The 21,297-nt window shown below is 64.0% G+C and carries 22 protein-coding genes; 11 read left to right on the plus strand and 11 right to left on the minus strand.

Features of this window, described 5'->3' with window-relative positions:
- The first annotated feature begins 116 nt into the window (after positions 1 to 116).
- The 3 genes from rpe to trpE all read left to right on the plus strand — a co-directional run bounded on the left by rpe (position 117) and on the right by trpE (position 3,159).
- A complete protein-coding gene (gene rpe, locus DMX06_RS03440; protein WP_110734670.1) occupies positions 117 to 791 on the plus strand; it encodes a ribulose-phosphate 3-epimerase in 675 nt (224 codons plus the stop codon).
- Positions 788 to 1,606 (plus strand): phosphoglycolate phosphatase, encoded by an 819-nt coding sequence (locus tag DMX06_RS03445; RefSeq protein WP_050703527.1) that lies wholly within the window; start codon positions 788 to 790, stop codon positions 1,604 to 1,606. The genes rpe and DMX06_RS03445 overlap by 4 nt, the downstream gene beginning before the upstream one ends.
- 71 nt (positions 1,607 to 1,677) lie before the next feature.
- Entirely contained in the window at positions 1,678 to 3,159 is a 1,482-nt protein-coding gene (gene trpE / locus DMX06_RS03450; RefSeq protein WP_110734616.1) for an anthranilate synthase component I, read from the plus strand.
- A gap of 114 nt (positions 3,160 to 3,273) precedes the next feature.
- Here trpE and estP read toward each other — a convergent pair whose 3' ends face one another.
- Positions 3,274 to 5,175 carry an esterase EstP gene (estP, locus tag DMX06_RS03455; protein WP_110734619.1) on the minus strand — a complete coding sequence of 634 codons (1,902 nt, stop codon included), beginning with the start codon at positions 5,173 to 5,175 and terminating at the stop codon, positions 3,274 to 3,276.
- Positions 5,176 to 5,551: 376 nt separating this feature from the next.
- Between estP and DMX06_RS03460 the strand changes: the two genes are divergently transcribed.
- From DMX06_RS03460 to DMX06_RS03475, 4 genes are all read left to right on the plus strand, one after another.
- Positions 5,552 to 6,145 (plus strand): aminodeoxychorismate/anthranilate synthase component II, encoded by a 594-nt coding sequence (locus DMX06_RS03460; RefSeq protein ID WP_110734621.1) that lies wholly within the window; start codon positions 5,552 to 5,554, stop codon positions 6,143 to 6,145.
- Between the two features lie 9 nt (positions 6,146 to 6,154).
- Complete coding sequence (gene trpD, locus DMX06_RS03465) at positions 6,155 to 7,204, plus strand: anthranilate phosphoribosyltransferase (RefSeq protein ID WP_110734623.1); 1,050 nt, start codon at positions 6,155 to 6,157, stop codon at positions 7,202 to 7,204.
- On the plus strand, positions 7,201 to 8,034 hold the full coding sequence (gene trpC, locus DMX06_RS03470) for an indole-3-glycerol phosphate synthase TrpC (protein ID WP_110734625.1): 834 nt from the start codon (positions 7,201 to 7,203) through the stop codon (positions 8,032 to 8,034). The genes trpD and trpC overlap by 4 nt, the downstream gene beginning before the upstream one ends.
- A 167-nt stretch (positions 8,035 to 8,201) precedes the next feature.
- Complete coding sequence (locus DMX06_RS03475) at positions 8,202 to 8,906, plus strand: lipoate--protein ligase family protein (RefSeq protein ID WP_110734628.1); 705 nt, start codon at positions 8,202 to 8,204, stop codon at positions 8,904 to 8,906.
- On the opposite strand, the gene crp is transcribed toward DMX06_RS03475, so the two are convergent.
- Positions 8,903 to 9,547 (minus strand): cAMP-activated global transcriptional regulator CRP, encoded by a 645-nt coding sequence (gene crp / locus DMX06_RS03480; RefSeq protein WP_110734672.1) that lies wholly within the window; start codon positions 9,545 to 9,547, stop codon positions 8,903 to 8,905. The genes DMX06_RS03475 and crp overlap by 4 nt on opposite strands.
- 190 nt (positions 9,548 to 9,737) lie before the next feature.
- On the opposite strand from crp, the gene DMX06_RS03485 reads away from it, so the two are divergent.
- Complete coding sequence (locus DMX06_RS03485; protein WP_110734630.1) at positions 9,738 to 10,160, plus strand: OsmC family protein; 423 nt, start codon at positions 9,738 to 9,740, stop codon at positions 10,158 to 10,160.
- A gap of 20 nt (positions 10,161 to 10,180) precedes the next feature.
- Here the strand turns inward: DMX06_RS03485 and DMX06_RS03490 are convergent, their stop codons facing one another.
- The 7 genes from DMX06_RS03490 to hemJ form a co-directional block, all read right to left on the minus strand.
- Complete coding sequence (locus DMX06_RS03490) at positions 10,181 to 10,606, minus strand: hypothetical protein (protein WP_258378800.1); 426 nt, start codon at positions 10,604 to 10,606, stop codon at positions 10,181 to 10,183.
- Between the two features lie 2 nt (positions 10,607 to 10,608).
- Positions 10,609 to 11,646, minus strand: coding sequence for a DUF2157 domain-containing protein (locus DMX06_RS03495; RefSeq protein WP_110734632.1), 1,038 nt, complete (start codon positions 11,644 to 11,646; stop codon positions 10,609 to 10,611).
- 10 nt (positions 11,647 to 11,656) lie between these two features.
- Complete coding sequence (gene coq7 / locus DMX06_RS03500) at positions 11,657 to 12,304, minus strand: 2-polyprenyl-3-methyl-6-methoxy-1,4-benzoquinone monooxygenase (RefSeq protein ID WP_110734634.1); 648 nt, start codon at positions 12,302 to 12,304, stop codon at positions 11,657 to 11,659.
- 66 nt (positions 12,305 to 12,370) lie between these two features.
- Positions 12,371 to 12,709, minus strand: a complete 339-nt coding sequence (locus tag DMX06_RS03505; RefSeq protein ID WP_110734636.1) for a histidine triad nucleotide-binding protein — start codon at positions 12,707 to 12,709, stop codon at positions 12,371 to 12,373.
- A gap of 64 nt (positions 12,710 to 12,773) precedes the next feature.
- On the minus strand, positions 12,774 to 13,556 hold the full coding sequence (locus DMX06_RS03510; protein WP_110734638.1) for an SDR family NAD(P)-dependent oxidoreductase: 783 nt from the start codon (positions 13,554 to 13,556) through the stop codon (positions 12,774 to 12,776).
- A gap of 51 nt (positions 13,557 to 13,607) precedes the next feature.
- A complete protein-coding gene (locus DMX06_RS03515) occupies positions 13,608 to 14,564 on the minus strand; it encodes an NAD(P)H-dependent flavin oxidoreductase (RefSeq protein WP_110734640.1) in 957 nt (318 codons plus the stop codon).
- A gap of 30 nt (positions 14,565 to 14,594) precedes the next feature.
- Entirely contained in the window at positions 14,595 to 15,020 is a 426-nt protein-coding gene (gene hemJ, locus DMX06_RS03520) for a protoporphyrinogen oxidase HemJ (protein WP_028689002.1), read from the minus strand.
- 140 nt (positions 15,021 to 15,160) lie between these two features.
- Between hemJ and argC the strand changes: the two genes are divergently transcribed.
- Positions 15,161 to 16,195, plus strand: coding sequence for an N-acetyl-gamma-glutamyl-phosphate reductase (argC, locus tag DMX06_RS03525; RefSeq protein WP_110734642.1), 1,035 nt, complete (start codon positions 15,161 to 15,163; stop codon positions 16,193 to 16,195).
- Positions 16,196 to 16,340: 145 nt separating this feature from the next.
- Complete coding sequence (gene erpA, locus DMX06_RS03530; protein ID WP_050703544.1) at positions 16,341 to 16,691, plus strand: iron-sulfur cluster insertion protein ErpA; 351 nt, start codon at positions 16,341 to 16,343, stop codon at positions 16,689 to 16,691.
- Positions 16,692 to 16,751: 60 nt separating this feature from the next.
- Here erpA and DMX06_RS03535 read toward each other — a convergent pair whose 3' ends face one another.
- The gene (locus tag DMX06_RS03535; RefSeq protein WP_110734644.1) at positions 16,752 to 17,843 is read right to left on the minus strand and encodes an anhydro-N-acetylmuramic acid kinase; all 1,092 of its coding nucleotides are present in this window, start codon (positions 17,841 to 17,843) and stop codon (positions 16,752 to 16,754) included.
- A gap of 1 nt (position 17,844) precedes the next feature.
- Positions 17,845 to 19,260, minus strand: a complete 1,416-nt coding sequence (locus tag DMX06_RS03540) for a peptidoglycan DD-metalloendopeptidase family protein (RefSeq protein ID WP_110734646.1) — start codon at positions 19,258 to 19,260, stop codon at positions 17,845 to 17,847.
- Between the two features lie 213 nt (positions 19,261 to 19,473).
- Here DMX06_RS03540 and tyrS point away from each other — a divergent pair, with 213 nt between their 5' ends.
- Positions 19,474 to 20,673, plus strand: coding sequence for a tyrosine--tRNA ligase (tyrS, locus tag DMX06_RS03550; protein ID WP_110734648.1), 1,200 nt, complete (start codon positions 19,474 to 19,476; stop codon positions 20,671 to 20,673).
- Positions 20,674 to 21,297: the final 624 nt, after the last annotated feature.

Raw genomic sequence — 21,297 nt, forward strand, 5'->3', positions numbered from 1 at the left:
CCGCTGCCATGCCATCCGTTCAATCACCTGCTACGCCTGCGTTGATACCAATCAGCCCTCATCCGCTTCCCTGAGTTACAATGCGCGCCACCGTGATTCTGCCCAACAGGTGCGCCATGCAGCCCTACGCTATTGCCCCCTCCATTCTGTCCGCCGATTTCGCCCGCCTGGGCGAGGACGTCGACAAGGTCCTGGCCGCCGGGGCCGACATCGTCCACTTCGATGTCATGGATAACCACTACGTGCCCAACCTGACCATCGGCCCGATGGTTTGCAGCGCCCTGCGCAAGTACGGCGTGACCGCGCCGATCGACGTGCACCTGATGGTCAGCCCGGTCGACCGCATCATCGGCGACTTCATTGAAGCAGGTGCCACCTACATCACCTTCCACCCGGAAGCCTCCCAGCACGTCGACCGCTCGCTGCAACTGATCCGCGACGGCGGCTGCAAGGCTGGCCTGGTGTTCAACCCGGCCACCGGCCTGGATGCGCTGAAGTACGTGATGGACAAGGTCGACATGGTCCTGCTGATGAGCGTCAACCCGGGCTTTGGCGGGCAGAAGTTCATCCCCGGTACCCTCGACAAGCTGCGCGAAGCCCGCGCGCTGATCGACGCCAGTGGCCGTGACATCCGCCTGGAGATCGACGGCGGCGTCAACGTGGGCAATATCCGCGAGATCACCGCCGCCGGCGCTGACACCTTCGTGGCCGGCTCGGCGATCTTCAACGCCCCGGACTACAAGGAAGTCATCGACAAAATGCGTGCCGAAATGGCGCTGGCACGCGCATGAGCGGCTTCGAGCAGCTGTTCCCGGGGACACTGCCCAGGCTGGTGATGTTCGATCTGGATGGCACCCTGATCGATTCGGTACCCGACCTGGCAGCAGCCGTCGACCGCACGCTGCTCGAACTCGGGCGACCGCCCGCAGGCCTGGAGGCGGTGCGCCACTGGGTCGGCAACGGTGCCCAGGTGCTGGTGCGCCGGGCCCTGGCCGGCGATATCGATCACGCCGCGGTGGACGACGAGCTGGCCGAACGCGCGCTGGCGCTGTTCATGGAAGCCTATGCCGACAACCATGAACTCACCGTGGTCTACCCCGGCGTGCGCGATACCCTGCGCTGGCTGCGCAAGCAGGGCGTGGAGATGGCGCTGATCACCAACAAGCCCGAACGCTTCGTCGCCCCCTTGCTCGACCAGATGAAGATCGGTCGCTATTTCCGCTGGATCATTGGCGGCGACACCCTTCCGCAGAAGAAGCCCGACCCGGCGGCGCTGCTGTTCGTCATGAAGATGGCCGGCGTCAGCGCCGAACAATCGCTGTTCGTCGGTGATTCGCGCAGCGACGTGCTGGCCGCCAAGGCCGCCGGCGTCCAGTGCGTCGGCCTGAGCTACGGCTACAACCATGGCCGGCCGATCGACGACGAGTCGCCCAGCCTGGTCATTGACGACCTGCGCCTGCTGCTGCCCGGTTGCTTAGTCACCGACACTGGGATAACGTTGGCGGACCTTCAAGCCCCGCAAAGCAGAGACAACAACGTGGTGGTTACCGGCAAATTCTGGATGAAAGTCATCAAGGCCCTGGCCCGCTGGCGCTGGCGCGCCTGACGCCTGCCCACCGGCGCCTGCCGGTACATCCGTTTGCCCGCTCCCCATTGCTGCTTGCCCCGAGGCTACACATGACCCGCGAAGAATTTCTGCGCCTGGCCGCTGCCGGCTACAACCGCATTCCCCTGGCCTGCGAAACCCTGGCCGACTTCGACACGCCGCTGTCGATCTACCTGAAGCTGGCCGACCAACCCAACTCCTACCTGCTCGAGTCCGTGCAGGGCGGCGAGAAGTGGGGCCGCTATTCGATGATCGGCCTGCCGTCGCGCACCGTGCTGCGGGTGCATGGTTACCACGTCAGCATCCTGCAGGATGGCGTCGAGGTGGAAAGCCACGACGTCGAGGATCCGCTGGCCTTCGTCGAGGCGTTCAAGGATCGCTACAAGGTCGCCGACATTCCTGGCTTGCCACGTTTCAACGGTGGCCTGGTGGGCTATTTCGGCTACGACTGCGTGCGCTATGTGGAGAAACGCCTGGGCGCCAGCCCCAACCCGGATCCGCTTGGGGTGCCGGATATCCTGCTGATGGTCTCCGATGCCGTGGTGGTGTTCGACAACCTGGCGGGCAAGATGCACGCCATCGTGCTGGTCGACCCGGCCCAGGCGCAGGCCTTCGAGCAAGGCCAGGCTCGCCTGCAGGGGCTTCTGGACACCCTGCGCCAGCCGATCACCCCGCGCCGTGGCCTGGACCTGAGCGGGCCGATGGCCGCCGAGCCGGCGTTCCGCTCCAGCTACACACAAGCCGACTACGAAAACGCCGTGGGCCGGATCAAGGAGTACATCCTGGCCGGCGATTGCATGCAGGTGGTACCGTCCCAGCGCATGTCCATCGACTTCAAGGCCGCGCCCATCGACCTGTACCGGGCGCTGCGCTGCTTCAACCCGACGCCCTACATGTACTTCTTCAACTTCGGCGACTTCCATGTGGTCGGCAGTTCGCCGGAAGTGCTGGTGCGGGTCGAGGACAACCTGGTCACCGTGCGCCCGATCGCCGGTACCCGCCCACGCGGGACCACCGAAGAAGCCGACCGGGCGCTGGAAGACGACCTGCTGTCGGACGACAAGGAAATCGCCGAGCACCTGATGCTCATCGACCTGGGCCGCAATGACGTGGGCCGGGTGTCGGCCACCGGCAGCGTGCGCCTGACCGAGAAAATGGTGATCGAGCGGTACTCGAACGTCATGCATATCGTGTCCAACGTCACCGGCCAACTGCGTGACGGGCTGACGGCCATGGACGCGCTGCGGGCGATCCTGCCGGCCGGCACCCTCTCCGGTGCGCCGAAGATCCGTGCCATGGAGATCATCGACGAGCTGGAGCCGGTCAAGCGCGGTGTCTACGGCGGCGCGGTGGGCTACTTTGCCTGGAACGGCAACATGGACACCGCCATCGCCATCCGCACCGCGGTGATCAAGGACGGCGAACTGCATGTGCAGGCCGGTGGCGGCATCGTCGCCGACTCGGTGCCGGCGCTGGAGTGGGAAGAGACCATCAACAAGCGCCGGGCGATGTTCCGTGCGGTGGCGCTGGCCGAGCAGACCTCCGTCAAGTAGATCGATTGGGGCTGCTTTGCAGCCCATTCGCGGCTAAAGCCGCTCCCACAGATTGGCGTAGTACCTGTAGGAGCGGCTTTAGCCGCGAATGGGCCGCAGAGCGGCCCCAAAGAGCTAGAAGTCGACGCTGACCCCCAGGCTCACCCCTTGCTGGGTCAACTCATCACTCTTGCGCCAGTTGTAGTTCCCCCGCAGGTTCACCCCCGGCACCAGTTCATGGGTCAGCCCCAGGCTGGCGCGGGTCAGGTTGCTGTGCGGCGTATACCCGGTCAGGGTGAAGTCGTTCGCCGGCAGGCTGGTAAGGTGCATGCGCAAGTCCTGCTGGTCGTCTTCAAACTCGTGCTCGCGGGCCACCTCGGCAAACAGCCGGGTCGTCGGCAGGAGCTGCACGCTCCCCAGCAGGCCGGCCCCCAGCCGGCGTGATGTGCGCTCCTGATCGTCGAAGCCGAGCGCCGTGGAGCGGCCGCTCTTCTCGTCATACCCATCGACCTTGACCCGCGCATAGTCGGCGCTGATGAACGGCGCCAGTTGCCAGCGGCTGCTCTCGGCCGCCAGGTTGTAGCCCACCCGGCCGGTGACGGCCCAGGCTTCGCCATCGCTGTCGCCTTTCTCGCTGCGCTCACCAACGCCCAAGGCGAAGGTGCGCTTGAGGTCGCGATAGTCCAGGTGCCCGGCGGTCAGTGCCGTGTCGGCCCACCAGCGATCCTGACGGAACTGGGCGAAGGCGCTGGCCAGGTAGCTGTCGAGCTTGTAGTCGGAATCTTCCTGGCCGGCCTCGAGCTTTTGCCGGTACATGCCCGCCGCCAGCCCCACGCGCCAGGCGTCATCGAGCCGGTAGCTGCCGCCGAGGGTCAGGTTGTAGCCGCGCCCGTCGCCGCTGGCGGCGCTGCGCTGGCTGCCGAAGTCCAGGTCCTGGCCGCCGGTGGCGACGAACGCCTGCCATTGGCCGACCGCCTGCCAGGGCGTCTGCCACTGGTTGCGCAGTTCATCCTGGTGGGCGCGGATGCTGGCGTGGGCGATTTCCGGCAGCAGGGTCAGCTCCCAGGGGGCGGCGAGGATCGAATAGGCATAGTCGGCAATCAGTTGCTGGCCGGCGATGGTCGGGTGCACCGAGTCGTTGAACAGCAGCCGGCTCGGGTCCGGCGTCGTACCGTTCGCTCCGTAGATGGGGTTGCCCACGCAGCCGTCGCCGCTGTAGCAGGTGCCGACCAGGTTCTGGTCGGCGGCCAGGCCGAACTGGGCGGGGCTGGCCAGGGCCTCGCGCAGCAGTACCGGGACATTCAGCGGGATGATCTGGGCGTCGATCTGCCCGAGCTGGTTGACCAGCGACTGGTTGAACACGCCGGACAGCTGCGACAACGGCCCTTGCTGGGGTGTGCCGCTGAAGTTCGGTGTCTGCCCCAGGTCTGGCAGCAGCCAGACCATGATGTAGCGCGCGCCGCCCTGTTGCAGCGCCTGGGCGCTGGCCGCCAGTCGGGCACCGGCGGCGGCCGCGTCGGCGGGGCTGTTGACCAGGCCCTGGAGGAAGTCGTTGCCGCCACCGGTCAGGTAGTACAGGGCATTGGGGTCGGCCCGCAGGCCGTTGGCCAGGTAGCCGTCACGCTCGCGCAGGACCGTGCCCGCGCCGGGGCGACCGGGTGGGATGACGGCTTGCGAGGTGTCGGTGATCGAGTCGAGGATCTGTTGCGTGGTATAGCCGCCCACGGCCCAGTTGCTTCCGTCCGGCGTGCCTTGCAACTGGTTGGTCAGCGACGTCGAGGGCCCCAGGCTGGTCGCGGAAAAGCCCAGCTTGCCACCCAGGATCATCGGCGAGACCGGTGCATAGTTGCCATCGGCATCGCGGTTGGTGAAGCGCATGCCCGCCGTACCGCCGGTCAGGTCGGGAAACTGCCCGGCGTCGCTCAGGCTGTCGCCGAAGACGACCAAGGCGCTATAGGGGGAGGGCGCCGCGATGGCCTGGCTGCAGGCGAACACGAGGGTAGCGAGGGAAGTGCGCAGGAAGGGAGCCTTGAGCATGCATGGATATCCTTTTCATTGTTTTTATCGGGGCAAGCCGGATGACCTTAGCAAATTCCCGGTCTTTGCCTACCGTTGCGTTCGTTTCCCCGTGTTTAGGGGCATATTGCACCCGCCGCCCCGGTAGGTTACTGTCCCGGAACGTATGAACGAGACCTACCCTGTGTTGATCGTCAGCAAACTTTTGATGCGCGTTATCAAGGCCGTCGCCCGTTGGCGTTGGCGCGCCTGACTTTTTCTCCTGCCGGCTCGCCCGGCCCGTCCCCGTTTGCCTTCCCCCCTTGTTCCGTCAACCGCCCCGTGCGGGATCGGCCGCATTCATGAGCGGCAGCGGAAGGCTCGAATCAAAAGTCAGTATTCAAGAGGTTCGTTGCAGATGTTACTGATGATCGACAACTACGACTCCTTCACCTACAACGTCGTGCAGTACCTTGGCGAGCTGGGTGCCGAGGTCAAGGTCATTCGCAATGACGAAATGACCATCGCCCAGATCGAAGCCCTGAACCCCGAGCGCATCGTCGTCTCCCCGGGCCCGTGCACGCCGAGCGAAGCCGGGGTCTCCATCGAGGCCATCCTGCACTTCGCTGGCAAGCTGCCGATCCTGGGCGTCTGCCTGGGCCACCAGTCCATCGGCCAGGCCTTCGGCGGCGACGTGGTGCGCGCCCGCCAGGTGATGCATGGCAAGACCAGCCCGGTGCTGCACCGTGACCTGGGCGTGTTCGCCGGCCTGAACAACCCGCTCACCGTGACTCGCTACCACTCGCTGGTGGTCAAGCGCGAAACCCTGCCCGACTGCCTGGAAGTGACCGCCTGGACCGCCCACGCAGATGGTTCTGTCGACGAAATCATGGGCCTGCGTCATAAAACCCTGAACGTCGAAGGGGTACAGTTCCACCCTGAATCCATCCTCACCGAGCAGGGCCACGAGCTGTTCGCCAATTTCCTCAAGCAGACCGGCGGACGCCGTTAAGGACCGATCATGGATATCAAGACCGCTTTGAGCCGTATCGTCGGCCACCTGGATTTGTCCACCGAGGAAATGCGCGACGTCATGCGCCAGATCATGACCGGCCAGTGCAGCGAGGCGCAGATCGGCGCCTTCCTCATGGGCATGCGCATGAAGAGCGAAAGCATCGACGAGATCGTCGGCGCGGTGTCGGTGATGCGTGAGCTGGCCGACAAGGTCGAGCTGAAGACCCTCGACGGCGTGGTCGACATCGTCGGCACCGGTGGCGATGGCGCCAACATCTTCAACGTGTCGACCGCTTCGGCTTTTGTCCTGGCTGCGGCCGGCTGCACCGTGGCCAAGCACGGCAACCGCGCCGTCTCCGGCAAGAGCGGTAGCGCCGACCTGCTGGAGGCCGCTGGCATCTACCTGAACCTGACCCCGGTCCAGGTCGCCCGCTGCATCGACAGCCTCGGCATCGGTTTCATGTTCGCCCAGACCCATCACAGTGCCATGAAGTACGCCGCCGGCCCGCGCCGCGACCTGGGGCTGCGCACCCTGTTCAACATGCTCGGCCCGCTTACGAATCCGGCCGGCGTGAAACACCAGGTGGTCGGGGTCTTCACCCAAGCCCTGTGCCGCCCGTTGGCCGAGGTGCTGCAGCGCCTGGGCAGCAAGCATGTGCTGGTGGTGCATTCGAAGGACGGCCTGGACGAGTTCAGCCTGGCCGCGCCGACCTTCGTTGCCGAACTGAAGAATGACCAGATCACCGAGTACTGGGTCGAGCCGGAAGACCTCGGCATGAAGAGCCAGAGCCTGCACGGCCTGGCGGTCGAGGGGCCGCAGGCATCGCTGGATCTGATCCGTGACGCCCTGGGCCGGCGCAAGACCGAGAACGGCCAGAAGGCCGCCGAGATGATCGTGCTCAACGCCGGCGCGGCGCTGTACGCCGCCGACCACGCGATGACCCTGGCCCAGGGTGTCGAACTGGCCCACGATGTGCTGCACACCGGCCTGGCCTGGGAGAAACTGCAGGAGCTGGGCGCCTTTACCGCGGTATTCAAGGTGGAGAACGAAGCATGAGTGTACCGACGGTGCTGGAAAGGATCATCGCCCGCAAATTCCAGGAAGTGGCCGAGCGCAGCGCTCGGGTCAGCCTGGGTGAACTCGAACGCCTGGCCAGGGCGGCCGATGCGCCCCGTGGCTTTGCCAGGGCATTGATCGAGCAGGCTGCGCGCAAGCAGCCGGCTGTGATCGCCGAAATCAAGAAGGCCTCGCCAAGCAAGGGCGTGATTCGCGAAAACTTCGTGCCGGCGGAAATTGCCGTCAGCTACGAGAAGGGCGGAGCGACCTGTCTGTCGGTGCTGACCGACGTGGACTATTTCCAGGGTGCCGACGTCTACCTGCAGCAGGCGCGTGCCGCCGTTTCGCTGCCGGTGATCCGCAAGGACTTCATGGTCGATCCGTACCAGATCGTCGAAGCCCGTGCCCTGGGTGCCGACTGCGTGCTGCTGATCGTCTCGGCGCTGGACGATGTGAAGATGGCCGAGCTGGCCGCCACCGCCAAGGACGTCGGCCTCGATGTGCTGGTCGAAGTGCATGACGGTGATGAGCTGGAACGTGCGTTGAAGACCCTCGACACACCGTTGGTCGGGGTCAACAACCGAAACCTGCATACCTTCGAAGTCAGCCTGGAGACTACCCTCGACCTGCTGCCGCGTATCCCCCGCGATCGCCTGGCCATCACCGAGAGCGGCATCCTCAACCGTGCCGATGTCGAGTTGATGGAAATCAACGAGGTGTATTCGTTCCTGGTCGGCGAGGCGTTCATGCGCGCCGAGCAGCCAGGGTTGGAGCTGCAGCGGCTGTTCTTCCCCGAACAGGTGAAGAAGACCGTTCAGCAACTGGACTGATTTAAACGAAGCCGGCGTTACGCCGGCTTTTTTGTAGGCCTGCTCCGGCCCTTTCGCGGGTAAACCCGCTCCCACAGGATTTCTGTCGCTCTCAAGGAGTGTGCAGCACCTGTGGGAGCGGGTTTACCCGCGAAGAGGCCATAGAATCCAACATCAATGGTGGATCAATGACCGATCAGCCCCTTGCCCTCACCGTCGAACAAGGCCTGCACGCCGAACAGGACCTGCTGGCCGCCGTCTGCCGCGGCGAACGCGAATCCGGCGTGCTGTTCTGGCGCCCGACCGACCATGCCCTGGTCATGCCTCGGCGCATGAGTCGCCTGGACAACTTCGAGGCTGCCTGTGCCGAGCTGGCCATCGCCGGCTGGCCGGTGCTGCTGCGTGAAACCGGTGGTGAGCCCGTGCCGCAATCCCATGCGACCGTGAACGTGGCGCTGGTCTACGTGGCACCGCACAGCGAGGGTGACCATGGCCGCATCGAGAATGCTTACGAGCGTCTGTGCCTGCCGCTGTGCGACGTGCTGCGCGAATGGGGCGGTGTCGCCTCGGTGGGGGAAATCGACGGCGCATTCTGCGATGGCCGCTACAACGTCAACCTCAATGGCCGCAAACTGGTCGGCACGGCCCAGCGCTGGCGCCAGGGGCTGGGTGGCAAGCGCCCGGTGGTATTGGTGCATGGTGCACTGTTGCTGGACAACGAGCGCGAATCGATGGTCGCGGCGGTCAATCGCTTCAATGAGTGCTGCGATCTGGATCAGCGTTGCCGCGCCGACAGTCATATCGCCCTGCACGAGGTGGCGCCTGCCGCTCCCTGGTTCGAGAGGCTTAGCCAGGCATACAGGCAAGTGCTGGCAGCACTGCCGAAGGATTAACGGGTGCCGTAGACCACCATGGTCTTACCCTTGACTTGCACCAAGCTGCGCTCCTCGAGGTCCTTGAGGACGCGGCCGACCATTTCCCGTGAGCAACCGACGATACGACCGATCTCCTGGCGGGTGATCTTGATCTGCATGCCGTCGGGGTGGGTCATGGCGTCGGGTTGCTTGCACAGGTCGAGCAGGCAGCGGGCGACCCGGCCGGTGACATCGAAAAACGCCAGGTCGCCGACCTTGCGGGTGGTGTTGCGCAGGCGCTGGGCCATCTGGCTGCCGAGGGCATAGAGGATTTCCGGCTCCAGGCGTACCAGCTCACGGAATTTTTCGTAACCGATCTCGGCCACTTCGCACTCGGTCTTGGCGCGCACCCAGGCGCTGCGCTGATGTTCCTGGCCGGCTGGCTCGAACAGCCCCAGTTCGCCGAAGAAGTCACCACTGTTGAGGTAGGCGATGATCATCTCGTGGCCGTCGTCGTCCTCGATCAGGATGGTCACCGAGCCCTTGATGATGAACGACAGGGTCTCGGCCCGGTCGCCGGCACAGATGATGTTGCTCTTGGCGGTGTACCGACGGCGTTGGCAGTGGGCCAGCAGCTTGTCGATGTTCTTGATCTTGGGTGGCAGGGCTGATGAGACCATCACGAAATCCTGTTCGATGCGACGCATTGGCTTTTTATGGAGGCTGTCTGGCAGCATGCGCCAGTCATTTGGCGCCAGCTTATCAGACACTTCAACTTGAATCGGCACAAAAGCGACGCGGCTTGAGCTTTTCCGACAGCCTCGCAAGGTCTAAGCTGACACCCTTTTACGAGATCGGGAGTCCGGATAGATGAAGGCACGCATCCAGTGGGCCGGTGAAGCGATGTTCCTTGGCGAATCGGGGAGCGGCCACGTCGTGGTCATGGACGGCCCACCTGAAGCCGGAGGCCGCAACCTGGGCGTGCGCCCGATGGAGATGCTCCTGCTCGGCCTTGGTGGCTGCAGCAGCTTCGATGTGGTCAGTATTCTCAAGAAGTCGCGCCAGGCTGTGGAAAGCTGCGAGGCCTTCCTGGAAGCCGAACGCGCCAATGAGGACCCCAAGGTGTTCACCAAGATCCACCTCAACTTCGTGGTCAAGGGCCGCGGGTTGAAGGAGGCGCAGGTCAAGCGTGCGGTGGAGCTGTCGGCAGAGAAGTACTGCTCGGCCTCGATCATGCTGGATCGCGCGGGCGTCGAGATCACCCACGGTTACGAAATCGTCGAGCTCGGTTGATCGAAGGCAGCGCCTGCCGGTCAGGCGCTTTGCTTGTGCAGGCGTTCGACACCCAGCAGCAACGCGAGCCCCGGGATCAGCGCAAGCACCAGCCAGGGCGTATTCACCCCGAGCAGGATGAGGATTTCGCTGCTGCTCCAGGTGGTGCCGAAGTGTTCGGCAAACACCTGGCACTGCAGCCACGCAGCCAAAGTGCCAGCGAGCACGAACGTGCCGACCAGCAGTTGGCGGCTGGCTAAAAACACGCTGAGCAGCAGGAACAGCAGCTGCGCGGGCAGCGTGCCGAGCAACAGCTCGACGGTGCTGTTGCTGTCAGGGTCGGTAAGCGTCGGCAGTTCCAGGCTGAAAGCGCTTTGCCCGATACTGGCGACCATCAGGCAAACGAAAAGATAGGCCACCGGACTCAGCGCCAGACTTTGCAGCAATCGGATGATGGACAGCCGCATGGTCAACGACGCAGTGCTGGCAGCCATTGCAACAGGCCGGGGGGAATACTGGCCCGCAGGCGTTCGCTCATGGCTTCCCGGCGTTTCTGGTAGAGCACGCCCAGGGCGATCACACCCAGGCCGATCAGGCTCAGTACGACCGGGAACAGCAATGAGTCGGCGAACACCTCGTGGGAAAGATGCCCAAGGTAGACCGCCACGCCCATCGCTCCAAATACCATGAACAACGGCCGGCGCAGCAACACTGCCAGGCCCATCAGCCCCAGATTGATCAGGCAGTACAGGAACTTGCCCCATTCACTGCCGCTGTCCAACAGCGTCAGCCCGCCCCAGAACGCCGCCAGCCCGGCGAGATAGCCCCAGAAGGCATAGTCCCGTTTGGTGCGCCCGTCGATCACGACGAATACCAGCAGCAGGCCGAGGCCGAACCACAGCGACACCGTGCGCCGTTGTTTCCAGTCGAATACCTCACCGTAGAACCATTCACTCAGATCCATGGACATGAACCACAAGGCAACGGCGATCGGCATGACGATGAAAGGCAGGGGGATGAGGCGCAGCATCAGCAGGCCGGCCAGCACTGTCGCCAACTCCATTACCACCCAGCCACCCTGCACATGGCTGAAGTACCAGTCGTAGCCGCCTCTGATATCGTTCATTGGCCACCAACCGAGCAAACGCTCGATTGCGAAAACCGCCAACGGTACGATGCTCACGGCCACGGCGGCCAGCACACCGGCTGCTATGGGTTGGGTGCGACGTTGCAGGGAGAGGGCGAACAGGGTGAGTCCGGTAATGTAGACCAGGGAGATGGCAAGCAACGCGACGTCGCCTATGCGCATCCAGGCTTCGGTGAGTAGCCAGCCCATGGCGCCCATGATCAGCAGGGCCCCGAGGTAGAAGGCAACGTGGGCCAGCTGGAAGCTGGCACGGCTTTCCGGCTGCTGGCGCAGGAAGGCCACCAGGGCTTGATCCTGCCCCGGCTGCAGCACACCGGCGCTTACTGCGCGCGCCAGGTCCCTGGCGTCGAAACGTTCCATGCTGCGAGTCTCAGATTCGGTAGGTGCTCTTGGTCATGACCTTGGCCAGCAGGCTCATGCCAAAGCGCACGGGGGCCGGGAAACGGTAGCCGCCGGCTTCCAGCGCGGACTCGGCGTGGTGTTCTTCGTCAACGCGCATCTGCTCGAGGATGGCGCGGGACTTGCCGTCGTTCTCGGGGATCTGTTCCAGGTGTTCGTCCAGATGCTTGCACACCTGATGCTCGGTGGCGGCGACGAAGCCCAGGCTGACCTTGTCGCTGACCAGACCGGCGAGTGCGCCGATGCCGAACGACAGGCCGTAGAACACCGGGTTGAGCACGCTGGGGTGGCTGTTGAGCTGGCGAATGCGCTGTTCGCACCAGGCCAAGTGGTCGATTTCTTCTTCCGCCGCATGCTCCATGGCTTTGCGCACCTGTGGCAGCTTGGCGGTCAGGGCCTGGCCCTGGTACAGCGCCTGGGCGCAGACTTCGCCGGTGTGGTTGATGCGCATCAGGCCGGCGATATGGCGGGTCTGTTGCTCATCGAGTTCGGCGTCCGGCTGGATGATCGCCGGGGAAGGGCGGGCGGGTTGGCCGCTGAAGGGCAGCAAGGTGCGCATGGCGGTATCGGCCTGCAGCAACAAGCGGTCGAGCGGCGAGTAGTGACGTTCGGTAGCCATCGGGCACCTCCGCTGAAGTGATGCCCGACAGTCTACCTCAATAGCCCTGGGCAGGCTTGCCTTGGATCAGCCCGGCGGCCAGTGCATCTGGCGCTGACCAAGCACGTGCATGTGGATGTGGTAGACGGTCTGGCCGCCCTGCTCGTTGCAGTTCATCACCACCCGGAAGCCCTCTTCGCAGCCGAGTTCCCGGGCCAGGCGCTGGGCGGTGAACAGGATGTGGCCGGCCAGGCCTTTGTCCTCTTCGGTCAGGTCGTTGAGGGTGCGGATGTGTTTCTTCGGGATGACCAGGAAATGGACCGGGGCCTGGGGGGCGATATCGTGGAAGGCCAGAACCTGGTCGTCTTCGTAGATGATCTTCGCCGGGATCTCCCGGTTGATGATTCTGAGGAATAAATCGTCCACAGCACGTGCTCCATGGTGAGTGTCGGGGCTGAGTGTACTGAGCCCGCCGCCGCTCGCCCAGTGGCTATTCCATGCCGATCGGGCAATAGCGGCGATGGATCATCCCGGCCAGCTTGCGCGTCAGCCAGCGGGGCAGCAGGCGCGGGGCGAAGGCCAGCCAGCGGTTGCGCCGGCCGGGCAGGATCAGCGCGCGGTTACGGTCCAGGGCGCGGACGGTGTACAGGGCGATTTCCTCGGGGCTCAGGCAGCGGCTGTTGCCATCGAGCCGGGGGATGCGGCGCCTGGCCGAGCGCACCGGCCCCGGGCACAGCACCGAGACCTTGATCCCGGTACGCCGCAGCTCCTCGCGCAGGGCCTCGGAAAAACTCAGCACATAGGCCTTGCTCGCCGCGTAGGCAGCCATCCACGGACCCGGTGCGACCCCGGCCAGCCCCGCGACATTGAGGATCTGTCCGCCGCCCTGGATCGCCATCAGGTTGCCGATGGCATGGCACAGGCGGCTCAGGGCGAGGATATTGACCTCGAGCAGGTCCTGTTCATCGGCCCACTCATGGGCCAGGAACGGCCCATAGGTACGCTGCCCCGCGCAGTTCACCAGCAGGTCGATGCGCCGCTCGCCTTCCTCCAGCTCGAGCACGAAGCCTGACAGGCGCAGGGGCTGGCTGAGGTCACAGGCGCGGAACAGGACTTCCACGCCAAAGCGTTGGGTCAGTTCGATGGCCACCGGCTCCAGCGTCTCGCGCTGGCGTGCCACCAGGATCAGGTTGCGCCCGCGCCGTGCCAGGGCCTCCGCCAGGGCCAGGCCCAGGCCGCTGGAAGCTCCGGTGATCATGGCGTAACGGGTCATGCAAGGCTCCTGGGGCGAAAGGGGCGCCTAGTTTACAGCGTGGCCGAATTGCTACAAGGCGTTGCGGTGCAGCTGCTGGCTACGCTCCAGGGCTGTCCGGTATTCGTTGTGCAAGCGCCCGATCAGTTCGCCGGCCGTGGGCAGGTCATGGATCTCACCGACCCCCTGGCCGGCCGACCAGACGGTCTTCCAGGCCTTGGCCTCTTCATCCAGGGGTTTGAGCTTGCCGGCTTCATGGCCGCTCTTCAGTGCCGCCAGGTCGTAGCCGGCCTGCTCCAGGCTCTGGCGCAGGAAACTGGCGGGGATGCCGGACACCGCCGGGGTATGCACGATATCGGCGGCCCCGGCGTCCAGGATCATCTGCTTGTAGGCGTCCTGGGCCTGGCTTTCGTGGGTGGCGATGAAGCGGGTGCCCATGTAGCCGAGGTCGGCCCCCAGCAACTGCGCGGCCAGCAGTTCATGGCCGTGGTTCAGGCAACCGGCCAGCAGCAGGGTCTTGTCGAAGAACTGGCGGATCTCCGCGACCAAGGCGAACGGGCTCCAGGTCCCGGCATGGCCGCCGGCGCCCGCCGCCACGGCGATCAGCCCGTCGACGCCCGCCTCGGCGGCCTTCTCGGCGTGGCGACGGGTGGTCACGTCATGGAACACCAGGCCACCATAGCCGTGCACCGCGTCGACCACCTCCTTCACTGCGCCGAGGCTGGTGATGACGATGGGCACACGATGTTCGACGCACAATGCCAGGTCGGTCTGCAGGCGCGGGTTGGTCGGGTGCACGATCAGGTTGACCGCGTAGGGCGCGGGCGCCTGCAGTTCGGCCAGCCCTGCCTCGATTTCCTCCAGCCAGGTCTTGAACCCTGCGCTGTCACGCTGGTTCAGTGCCGGGAAGCTGCCCACCACGCCATTGGCGCAGCAGGCGAGCACCAGCCGGGGATTGGAAATCAGGAACATCGGCGCCGCCACCAGGGGCAGGTGCAGGCGTTGTTCGAGCGAGGCGGGCAGGGACATGGCGAAACTCCTGTAGGCGGGTGGATATCGTCAGAACGGTTTGACCACCACGAGAATTACGACGCCCAGCAGCATCAGCACCGGTGCCTCGTTGAACCAGCGGTAGTACACATGGCTGCGGGTGTTGGTGCCGGCGGCGAAGCGTTTGCGCTGGGCGCCGCACATGTGATGGTAGACGGTGAGCAGGGCCACCAGGGTGAGCTTGGCGTGCAGCCAGCCCTGGCTCAGCCAGCCGGGGTTCAGGTACAGCATCCAGCCGCCGAACACATAGGTGGCGATCATCGCCGGGTTCATGATGCCCCGGTACAGCTTGCGCTCCATGGTGATGAAGCGTTCGAGGCTGATGCTGTCCTGGCTCTGGGCGTGATAGACGAACAGGCGTGGCAGGTAGAACAGGCCGGCGAACCAGCAGACCACGCTGACGATATGCAGCGCCTTGATCCATAGATAGAGCATGGGGAGTTCCTTCAGGTTTTCACGGTCGTCAGATAGTAGAGGCCAAGGGCCCGAAGGGTCATCCCAAGAGTTGTTACAGGCGCCCCGGCCCCCTATTATCGTGCGCTTTCCAGTGGTCTCGTTGATAAGGGGCAAGCGTCATGATCAAGGTCGGTATCGTCGGCGGCACGGGTTACACCGGTGTCGAACTGCTGCGTCTGCTGGCGCAGCACCCACAGGCCGAGGTGGCGGTCATCACCTCGCGCTCCGAGGCGGGCGTGGCGGTTGCCGACATGTACCCGAACCTGCGCGGTCACTACGACGGCCTGGCGTTCAGCGTGCCGGACAGCAAGGCCCTGGCGGCCTGCGACGTGGTGTTCTTCGCCACGCCCCACGGCGTCGCCCACGCCCTGGCGGGCGAGCTGCTGGCGGCCGGCACCAAGGTCATCGACCTGTCCGCCGACTTCCGCCTGCAGGACGCCGTCGAATGGGGCAAGTGGTACGGCCAGCCCCATGGCGCGCCTGAGCTGCTCAAGGACGCCGTCTACGGCCTGCCCGAAGTGAACCGCGAGAAGATCCGCCAGGCGCGCCTGATCGCCGTGCCGGGTTGCTACCCGACCGCCACCCAGCTGGGCTTGCTGCCACTGCTGGAAGCCGGCCTGGCCGACCCGTCGCGGCTGATCGCCGACTGCAAGTCGGGCGTCAGCGGTGCCGGGCGTGGCGCTGCGGTGGGTTCGCTGTTCTGCGAGGCCGGTGAGAGCATGAAGGCCTACGCGGTCAAGGGCCACCGTCACCTGCCGGAGATCAGCCAGGGCTTGCGCCAGGCTGCAGGCAAGGACATCGGCCTGACCTTCGTGCCGCACCTGACCCCGATGATCCGTGGTATTCATGCCACCCTGTACGCGACGGTCGCCGATACCTCGGTCGACCTGCAGGCACTGTTCGAGAAACGCTACGCCAACGAACCGTTCGTCGACGTGATGCCGGCCGGCAGCCATCCGGAAACCCGCAGCGTGCGCGGTGCCAACGTCTGCCGCATCGCCGTGCACCGGCCTCAGGGCGGTGACCTGGTGGTGGTGCTGTCGGTGATTGACAACCTGGTCAAGGGCGCGTCGGGCCAGGCGGTGCAGAACCTCAACATCCTGTTCGGGCTCGACGAGCGCATGGGCCTGTCCCACGCCGGGCTGCTGCCGTAAGCCGCCGGTCGTTGCCAGGGCCCGCCTTGCGCGGGCCTTTTTCATGGGGGCGACTAAAGCCGCACAATTCTTGACCGATTTTCTCGGACAAGCGGATAATACCCGCCATCGAGTTTTATGGCGGCACTGCGCCGGGAGAATCAACATGAGCGTCGAAACCTTCACCCCCACGGCTTTGGAGTTCACTCCCGGGGCTGCGCACAAGGTGAAAACCCTGGTCAGCGAAGAGGGCAACGAGCGGCTGAAGCTGCGTGTGTTCGTGACCGGCGGCGGCTGCTCGGGCTTCCAGTATGGTTTCACCTTTGATGAAGACGTGGCCGATGACGACACCATCGTCGAGCGCGAAGGCGTAGCGTTGGTTGTCGACCCGATGAGTTACCAGTACCTGGCTGGCGCCGAAGTCGACTACCAGGAAGGCCTGGAAGGTTCGCGCTTCGTGATCAAGAACCCGAACGCCACCACCACCTGCGGTTGTGGTTCGTCGTTCTCGATCTGATCCGGGCCCTGCTGTGAAAACGCCGCGCAATTGCGCGGCGTTTTGCATTCTGCCAGTTGCTCAGGCGGGGTAGATCGCGCCGAGGATACGCAGGCCGTGGGCGGCGGTCACGCTGGGGCGGTTGGCCGGGATGCCCTCCAGGCAGCAATGGGCCAGCCAGGCGAAGGCCATGGCCTCGACCCAGTCGGGGTCCACGCCATGTGCCGCGGTGCTGGCGACCTTGGCGCTCGGCAGCAGGGCCGCCAGGCGCGCCATCAATGCGCCGTTGCGCGCACCTCCACCACAGACCAGCAAGGCCTCGGTGCCGTCCTGGGCCTGGCGCAGCGAGTCGATGATGCTGCTCGCCGTCAGTTCCAGCAGGGTGGCCTGGACATCTTCGTCACGGTACGCCGGCAGGCGCGCCAGGTGTGCATCCAGCCAGGGCAGGTTGAATACCTCGCGACCGGTGCTCTTCGGGCCGTTGCCGGCGAAGAACGGGTCGCTCAGCAAAGCGTTCAGCAGGTCCTGACGGACGCTACCACTGGCCGCCCAGGCACCGTTGGCATCGAAGGCCTGGCCCTGCTTGCGCTCGATCCAGGCATCCAGCAGCACGTTACCCGGGCCGCAGTCGAAGCCGTGCACCGGCTGGTCGCGCTCGATCAGGCTCAGGTTGCTGAACCCACCTACGTTGAGGATTGCCAGGCGTTGGCCGAGATGGCCGAACAGGGCTTCGTGAAACGCCGGCACCAAAGGTGCGCCCTGGCCGCCAGCCGCCACGTCGCGGCGGCGGAAGTCGCCGACCACGCAGATACCGGTGAGCTCGGCCAGCAGGGCCGGGTTGCCGATCTGCACGGTGAAGCCGCGGGCTGGCTCATGGCGAACCGTCTGGCCATGGCTACCGATGGCGCGGATGGCGTCGGGCGCCAAGCCCTGGGTGGTTAGCAGGTGATTGATACCCTGTGCTGCCAGGGTGGCCCAGCGGTTTTCCGCCAGGGCCGCACGGGCAATCTCGTCGGGGCCGCTGGCGCAAAGGCCGAGCAGGTCCTGGCGCAGGTCGACGGGCATGGGGATGTAATGGGTGGCGAGCAGTCGCAGCTGCTCGTCTTGCTCGATCAGGGCGATGTCCAGGCCGTCGAGGCTGGTGCCGGACATCACCCCCAGGTAGCGCGCCATATCAGCGCTTGTTGGCGGCGAGCAGGGTGGCCTTTTCCTGATCCATGCGGGCAATCAGGGGCTGGCTCTGCTGGTTGAAGCGCTGGCGCTCGGCCTTGGCAATCGGGTCTGCCATGGGCACCTTCTGGCTCAGCGGGTCAACGTGCACGCCGTTGACCTGGAACTCGTAGTGCAGGTGCGGGCCGGTCGACAGGCCGGTGGTGCCGATATAGCCGATGATCTGCCCCTGTTTCACGCTGGAACCGGTCTTGATGCCTTTGGCGAAACCCTGCATGTGGCCATAGAGCGTCTTGTAGGAATTGCCGTGGGCGATGATCACGGTGTTGCCGTAGCCACCGCGGCGGCCGGCCAGCTCGATGCGACCGTCGCCGGCGGCCTTGATCGGCGTGCCGCGTGGCGCGGCGTAGTCGACGCCCTTGTGCGCACGGATCTTGTTGAGGATCGGGTGCTTGCGACCAGCGGAGAAGCGCGAGCTGATGCGGGCGAAGTCCACCGGGGTGCGGATGAACGCCTTGCGCAGGCTGTTGCCGTCGGCGGTGTAGTAGTTGGTGTTGCCCTGCTTGTTGGTGTAGCGCACGGCTGTGTAGGTCTTGCCGCGGTTGGTGAAGCGGGCGGAGAGGATGTTGCCGGTACCGACTACCTTGCCGTCCATCATCTTCTGCTCGTAGACCACGTCGAATTCATCGCCAGGGCGGATGTCCTGGGCGAAGTCGATGTCGTAGCCGAGGATGCGCGCCATGTCCATGGTCATGCTGTGGGACAGGCCGGCGCGCTGGGCGGAGGCGGACAGCGAGCTCTTGATCACGCCATGGGCGTAGGCGGTACGGACCACCGGCTTGCTGACCTCGCGCTCAAAAGCAAAGCCTTTGTCGGTCCTGTTCAGGCGGATGGTCTCGAGGTTGCTGACCTTGCTGTGCAGGCTGGTCAGCTGGCCGTCCTTGTCGAGTTCGAACTGCAACACCTGGCCATGCTTGAGCTGGCTGAACTGCTTGGCCTGCTTGTTGCTCGCCAGCACGTCGTGGACGACGTTGGCCGGCAGGCCGACCTTGTTGAACAGGGTGGAAAGCGTGTCACCACGGCTGACCACCACTTCGCGGTGGCCCGGGGCTTTTTCTTCCGGCTTGGCGGCGGGGGCCGGCGCCGGTTCCGCCTTGGCGGTCTCAGGTTCGGCGCCGTCGATCTGGGCGAATGGCGAGTCGCTGCTCTGCCCGGCCTCTACGAGGGGGGCGCTGCGGGACTCGTCCTTGAGCTGTTCCGCCGGGCTCTCGAGCTCCAGGCTGAGGGTGGTTTTCTTGGCTTCCACTTCGCTGGAAGGGAAGACCAGCAAGGCCAGGCTGAGGAGGGCGGCAATGCCGCTGGCGGCCAACAGATGGCTTTTCGGATAAAGCGGGGGCGCTTTAGGCGGTTCGTTGGTCATAGGTGAGGTGACTTTGAAAAAGGTGAAATGGAAAAGATGAATGACATGATGAAGATGAAATAACTGTATAAAATATAACCAAATCCATTCTCACGCAAGGGCGCGTAGACGTTGCGGTGCGCCGTTCGGGTCACAATCCTTTGCGAAACTTGTATTTGATGGCCGATCTTGTATGGTTGGCTCCCCTTGAATCCTAGCGTTGCGGGTCTGTCTATGAAGTCGGTTGAAGAGCAGCTGGCGCTTATCAAGCGCGGTGCGGAAGAGGTACTGGTCGAATCGGAACTGGTGGAGAAGCTCAAGCGCGGTCAACCGCTGCGCATCAAGGCGGGCTTCGATCCAACTGCGCCCGACCTGCACCTGGGGCACACGGTGCTGATCAACAAGCTGCGCCAGTTCCAGGAGCTGGGGCATCAGGTCATCTTCCTGATCGGCGACTTCACCGGCATGATCGGCGACCCGAGCGGCAAGAGTGCTACCCGTCCGCCGCTGACCCGCGAGCAGGTGCTGGACAACGCCGAGACGTACAAGCAGCAGGTGTTCAAGATCCTCGACCCGGCCAAGACCGAGGTGGCGTTCAACTCCACCTGGATGGACAAGCTCACGCCTGCCGACTTCATTCGGCTGGCCTCGCAGTACACCGTGGCGCGCATGCTCGAGCGCGACGACTTCGACAAGCGCTATACCACCAACCAGCCGATCGCGATCCATGAGTTCCTCTACCCGCTGGTGCAGGGTTACGACTCTGTCGCCTTGAAGGCCGATGTCGAACTGGGTGGCACCGACCAGAAGTTCAACCTGCTGATGGGGCGCGAGCTGCAGCGCGCCTACGGGCAGGAGGCGCAGAACATCGTCACCATGCCGTTGCTTGAAGGGCTGGATGGCGTGAAGAAGATGTCCAAGTCGCTGGGTAATTATGTCGGCATCCAGGAAGCGCCCGGGGTGATGTACAGCAAGCTTGTGTCGATTCCCGACACCTTGATGTGGCGTTACTTCGAGCTGCTGAGCTTCCGTTCGATGGAAGAGATCGATCAGTACCGTAAGGATGTCGAGAACGGCGCCAACCCGCGCGACATCAAGATCAAGCTGGCCGAGGAGATTGTGGCCCGCTTCCATGGTGAAGAGGCCGCGGCCAATGCCCACCGTGCCGCGGGCAACCGCATGAAGGAAGGCGAGTTGCCGGAGGATCTGCCGGAAATCGAAGTGGCTGCCACTGAGGATCTGCCGATCGCTGCCGTGCTGAACCGGGCCGGCCTGGTGAAGAACTCGGCGCAGGCGCGGGATCTGCTCGGCGCTGGTGCGGTCAAGGTGGATGGTGCGGTGGTCGACCGTGACTTCATGTTTGTTATTGGCGCGACTCACGTGTGCCAGGCGGGCAAGAAGGCGTTTGCCCGGGTTAGCCTCAAGGCTGAGTGATTGTCTTCAGGTGTAGCTATATAGAAGCGGGGAGGCCGACAGGCCTCCCCGCTTTTGTTTTGGGGCTGCTTATATAGGTACCCGGGCTCCTGGTCCGATCTTTTTGATTTTTATGAAATTAACGGTTGACGCCCTGTCAGATCCCCTTATAATGCGCCCCACTTCCAGCGACATCGGAACGAAAAACTCCTTGAGTATCAATGAGTTGATTGTTGTAGAGGGTTGCGGAGGTGCTTCGATCATCTGATCGGCAGCGGTGAAAAAGGCAGTTGACAGCAGGTTGTAACGCTGTATGATTCGCCTCCCGCTACGAGAGATCGCAGCGAGTCAAGTGTTTGAAGTTGAACGAAAAACTTCAAAATAAACGCTTGACAGCAAGTGAGGAAGGCGTAGAATGCGCGCCTCGGTTGAGACGAAAGGCTCTTAACCAAACGCTCTTTAACAAATTGAATCAAGCAATTCGTGTGGGTGCTTGTGAGTATGGACTGATAGTCGCCAAGATTATCAGCATCACAAGTGGCCATGCGAGAAATCACATAGTCATTTGAGATTGCTGAGCCAAGTTTAGGGTTTCTTAAAAACCCAAGCAGTATTGAACTGAAGAGTTTGATCATGGCTCAGATT

Source organism: Pseudomonas mosselii, from assembly GCF_003205295.1.
Lineage (GTDB): Bacteria > Pseudomonadota > Gammaproteobacteria > Pseudomonadales > Pseudomonadaceae > Aquipseudomonas > Aquipseudomonas mosselii_B.

What these genes read in the sequence shown, in the direction of transcription:
- rpe (WP_110734670.1), top strand. Translation starts at nt 117, where the DNA reads ATGCAGCCCTACGCTATTGCCCCCTCCATTCTGTCCGCCGATTTCGCC.
- DMX06_RS03445 (WP_050703527.1), top strand. Translation starts at nt 788, where the DNA reads ATGAGCGGCTTCGAGCAGCTGTTCCCGGGGACACTGCCCAGGCTGGTG.
- trpE (WP_110734616.1), top strand. Translation starts at nt 1,678, where the DNA reads ATGACCCGCGAAGAATTTCTGCGCCTGGCCGCTGCCGGCTACAACCGC.
- estP (WP_110734619.1), bottom strand. Translation starts at nt 5,175, where the DNA reads ATGCTCAAGGCTCCCTTCCTGCGCACTTCCCTCGCTACCCTCGTGTTC.
- DMX06_RS03460 (WP_110734621.1), top strand. Translation starts at nt 5,552, where the DNA reads ATGTTACTGATGATCGACAACTACGACTCCTTCACCTACAACGTCGTG.
- trpD (WP_110734623.1), top strand. Translation starts at nt 6,155, where the DNA reads ATGGATATCAAGACCGCTTTGAGCCGTATCGTCGGCCACCTGGATTTG.
- trpC (WP_110734625.1), top strand. Translation starts at nt 7,201, where the DNA reads ATGAGTGTACCGACGGTGCTGGAAAGGATCATCGCCCGCAAATTCCAG.
- DMX06_RS03475 (WP_110734628.1), top strand. Translation starts at nt 8,202, where the DNA reads ATGACCGATCAGCCCCTTGCCCTCACCGTCGAACAAGGCCTGCACGCC.
- crp (WP_110734672.1), bottom strand. Translation starts at nt 9,547, where the DNA reads ATGGTCTCATCAGCCCTGCCACCCAAGATCAAGAACATCGACAAGCTG.
- DMX06_RS03485 (WP_110734630.1), top strand. Translation starts at nt 9,738, where the DNA reads ATGAAGGCACGCATCCAGTGGGCCGGTGAAGCGATGTTCCTTGGCGAA.
- DMX06_RS03490 (WP_258378800.1), bottom strand. Translation starts at nt 10,606, where the DNA reads ATGCGGCTGTCCATCATCCGATTGCTGCAAAGTCTGGCGCTGAGTCCG.
- DMX06_RS03495 (WP_110734632.1), bottom strand. Translation starts at nt 11,646, where the DNA reads ATGGAACGTTTCGACGCCAGGGACCTGGCGCGCGCAGTAAGCGCCGGT.
- coq7 (WP_110734634.1), bottom strand. Translation starts at nt 12,304, where the DNA reads ATGGCTACCGAACGTCACTACTCGCCGCTCGACCGCTTGTTGCTGCAG.
- DMX06_RS03510 (WP_110734638.1), bottom strand. Translation starts at nt 13,556, where the DNA reads ATGACCCGTTACGCCATGATCACCGGAGCTTCCAGCGGCCTGGGCCTG.
- DMX06_RS03515 (WP_110734640.1), bottom strand. Translation starts at nt 14,564, where the DNA reads ATGTCCCTGCCCGCCTCGCTCGAACAACGCCTGCACCTGCCCCTGGTG.
- hemJ (WP_028689002.1), bottom strand. Translation starts at nt 15,020, where the DNA reads ATGCTCTATCTATGGATCAAGGCGCTGCATATCGTCAGCGTGGTCTGC.
- argC (WP_110734642.1), top strand. Translation starts at nt 15,161, where the DNA reads ATGATCAAGGTCGGTATCGTCGGCGGCACGGGTTACACCGGTGTCGAA.
- erpA (WP_050703544.1), top strand. Translation starts at nt 16,341, where the DNA reads ATGAGCGTCGAAACCTTCACCCCCACGGCTTTGGAGTTCACTCCCGGG.
- DMX06_RS03535 (WP_110734644.1), bottom strand. Translation starts at nt 17,843, where the DNA reads ATGGCGCGCTACCTGGGGGTGATGTCCGGCACCAGCCTCGACGGCCTG.
- DMX06_RS03540 (WP_110734646.1), bottom strand. Translation starts at nt 19,260, where the DNA reads ATGACCAACGAACCGCCTAAAGCGCCCCCGCTTTATCCGAAAAGCCAT.
- tyrS (WP_110734648.1), top strand. Translation starts at nt 19,474, where the DNA reads ATGAAGTCGGTTGAAGAGCAGCTGGCGCTTATCAAGCGCGGTGCGGAA.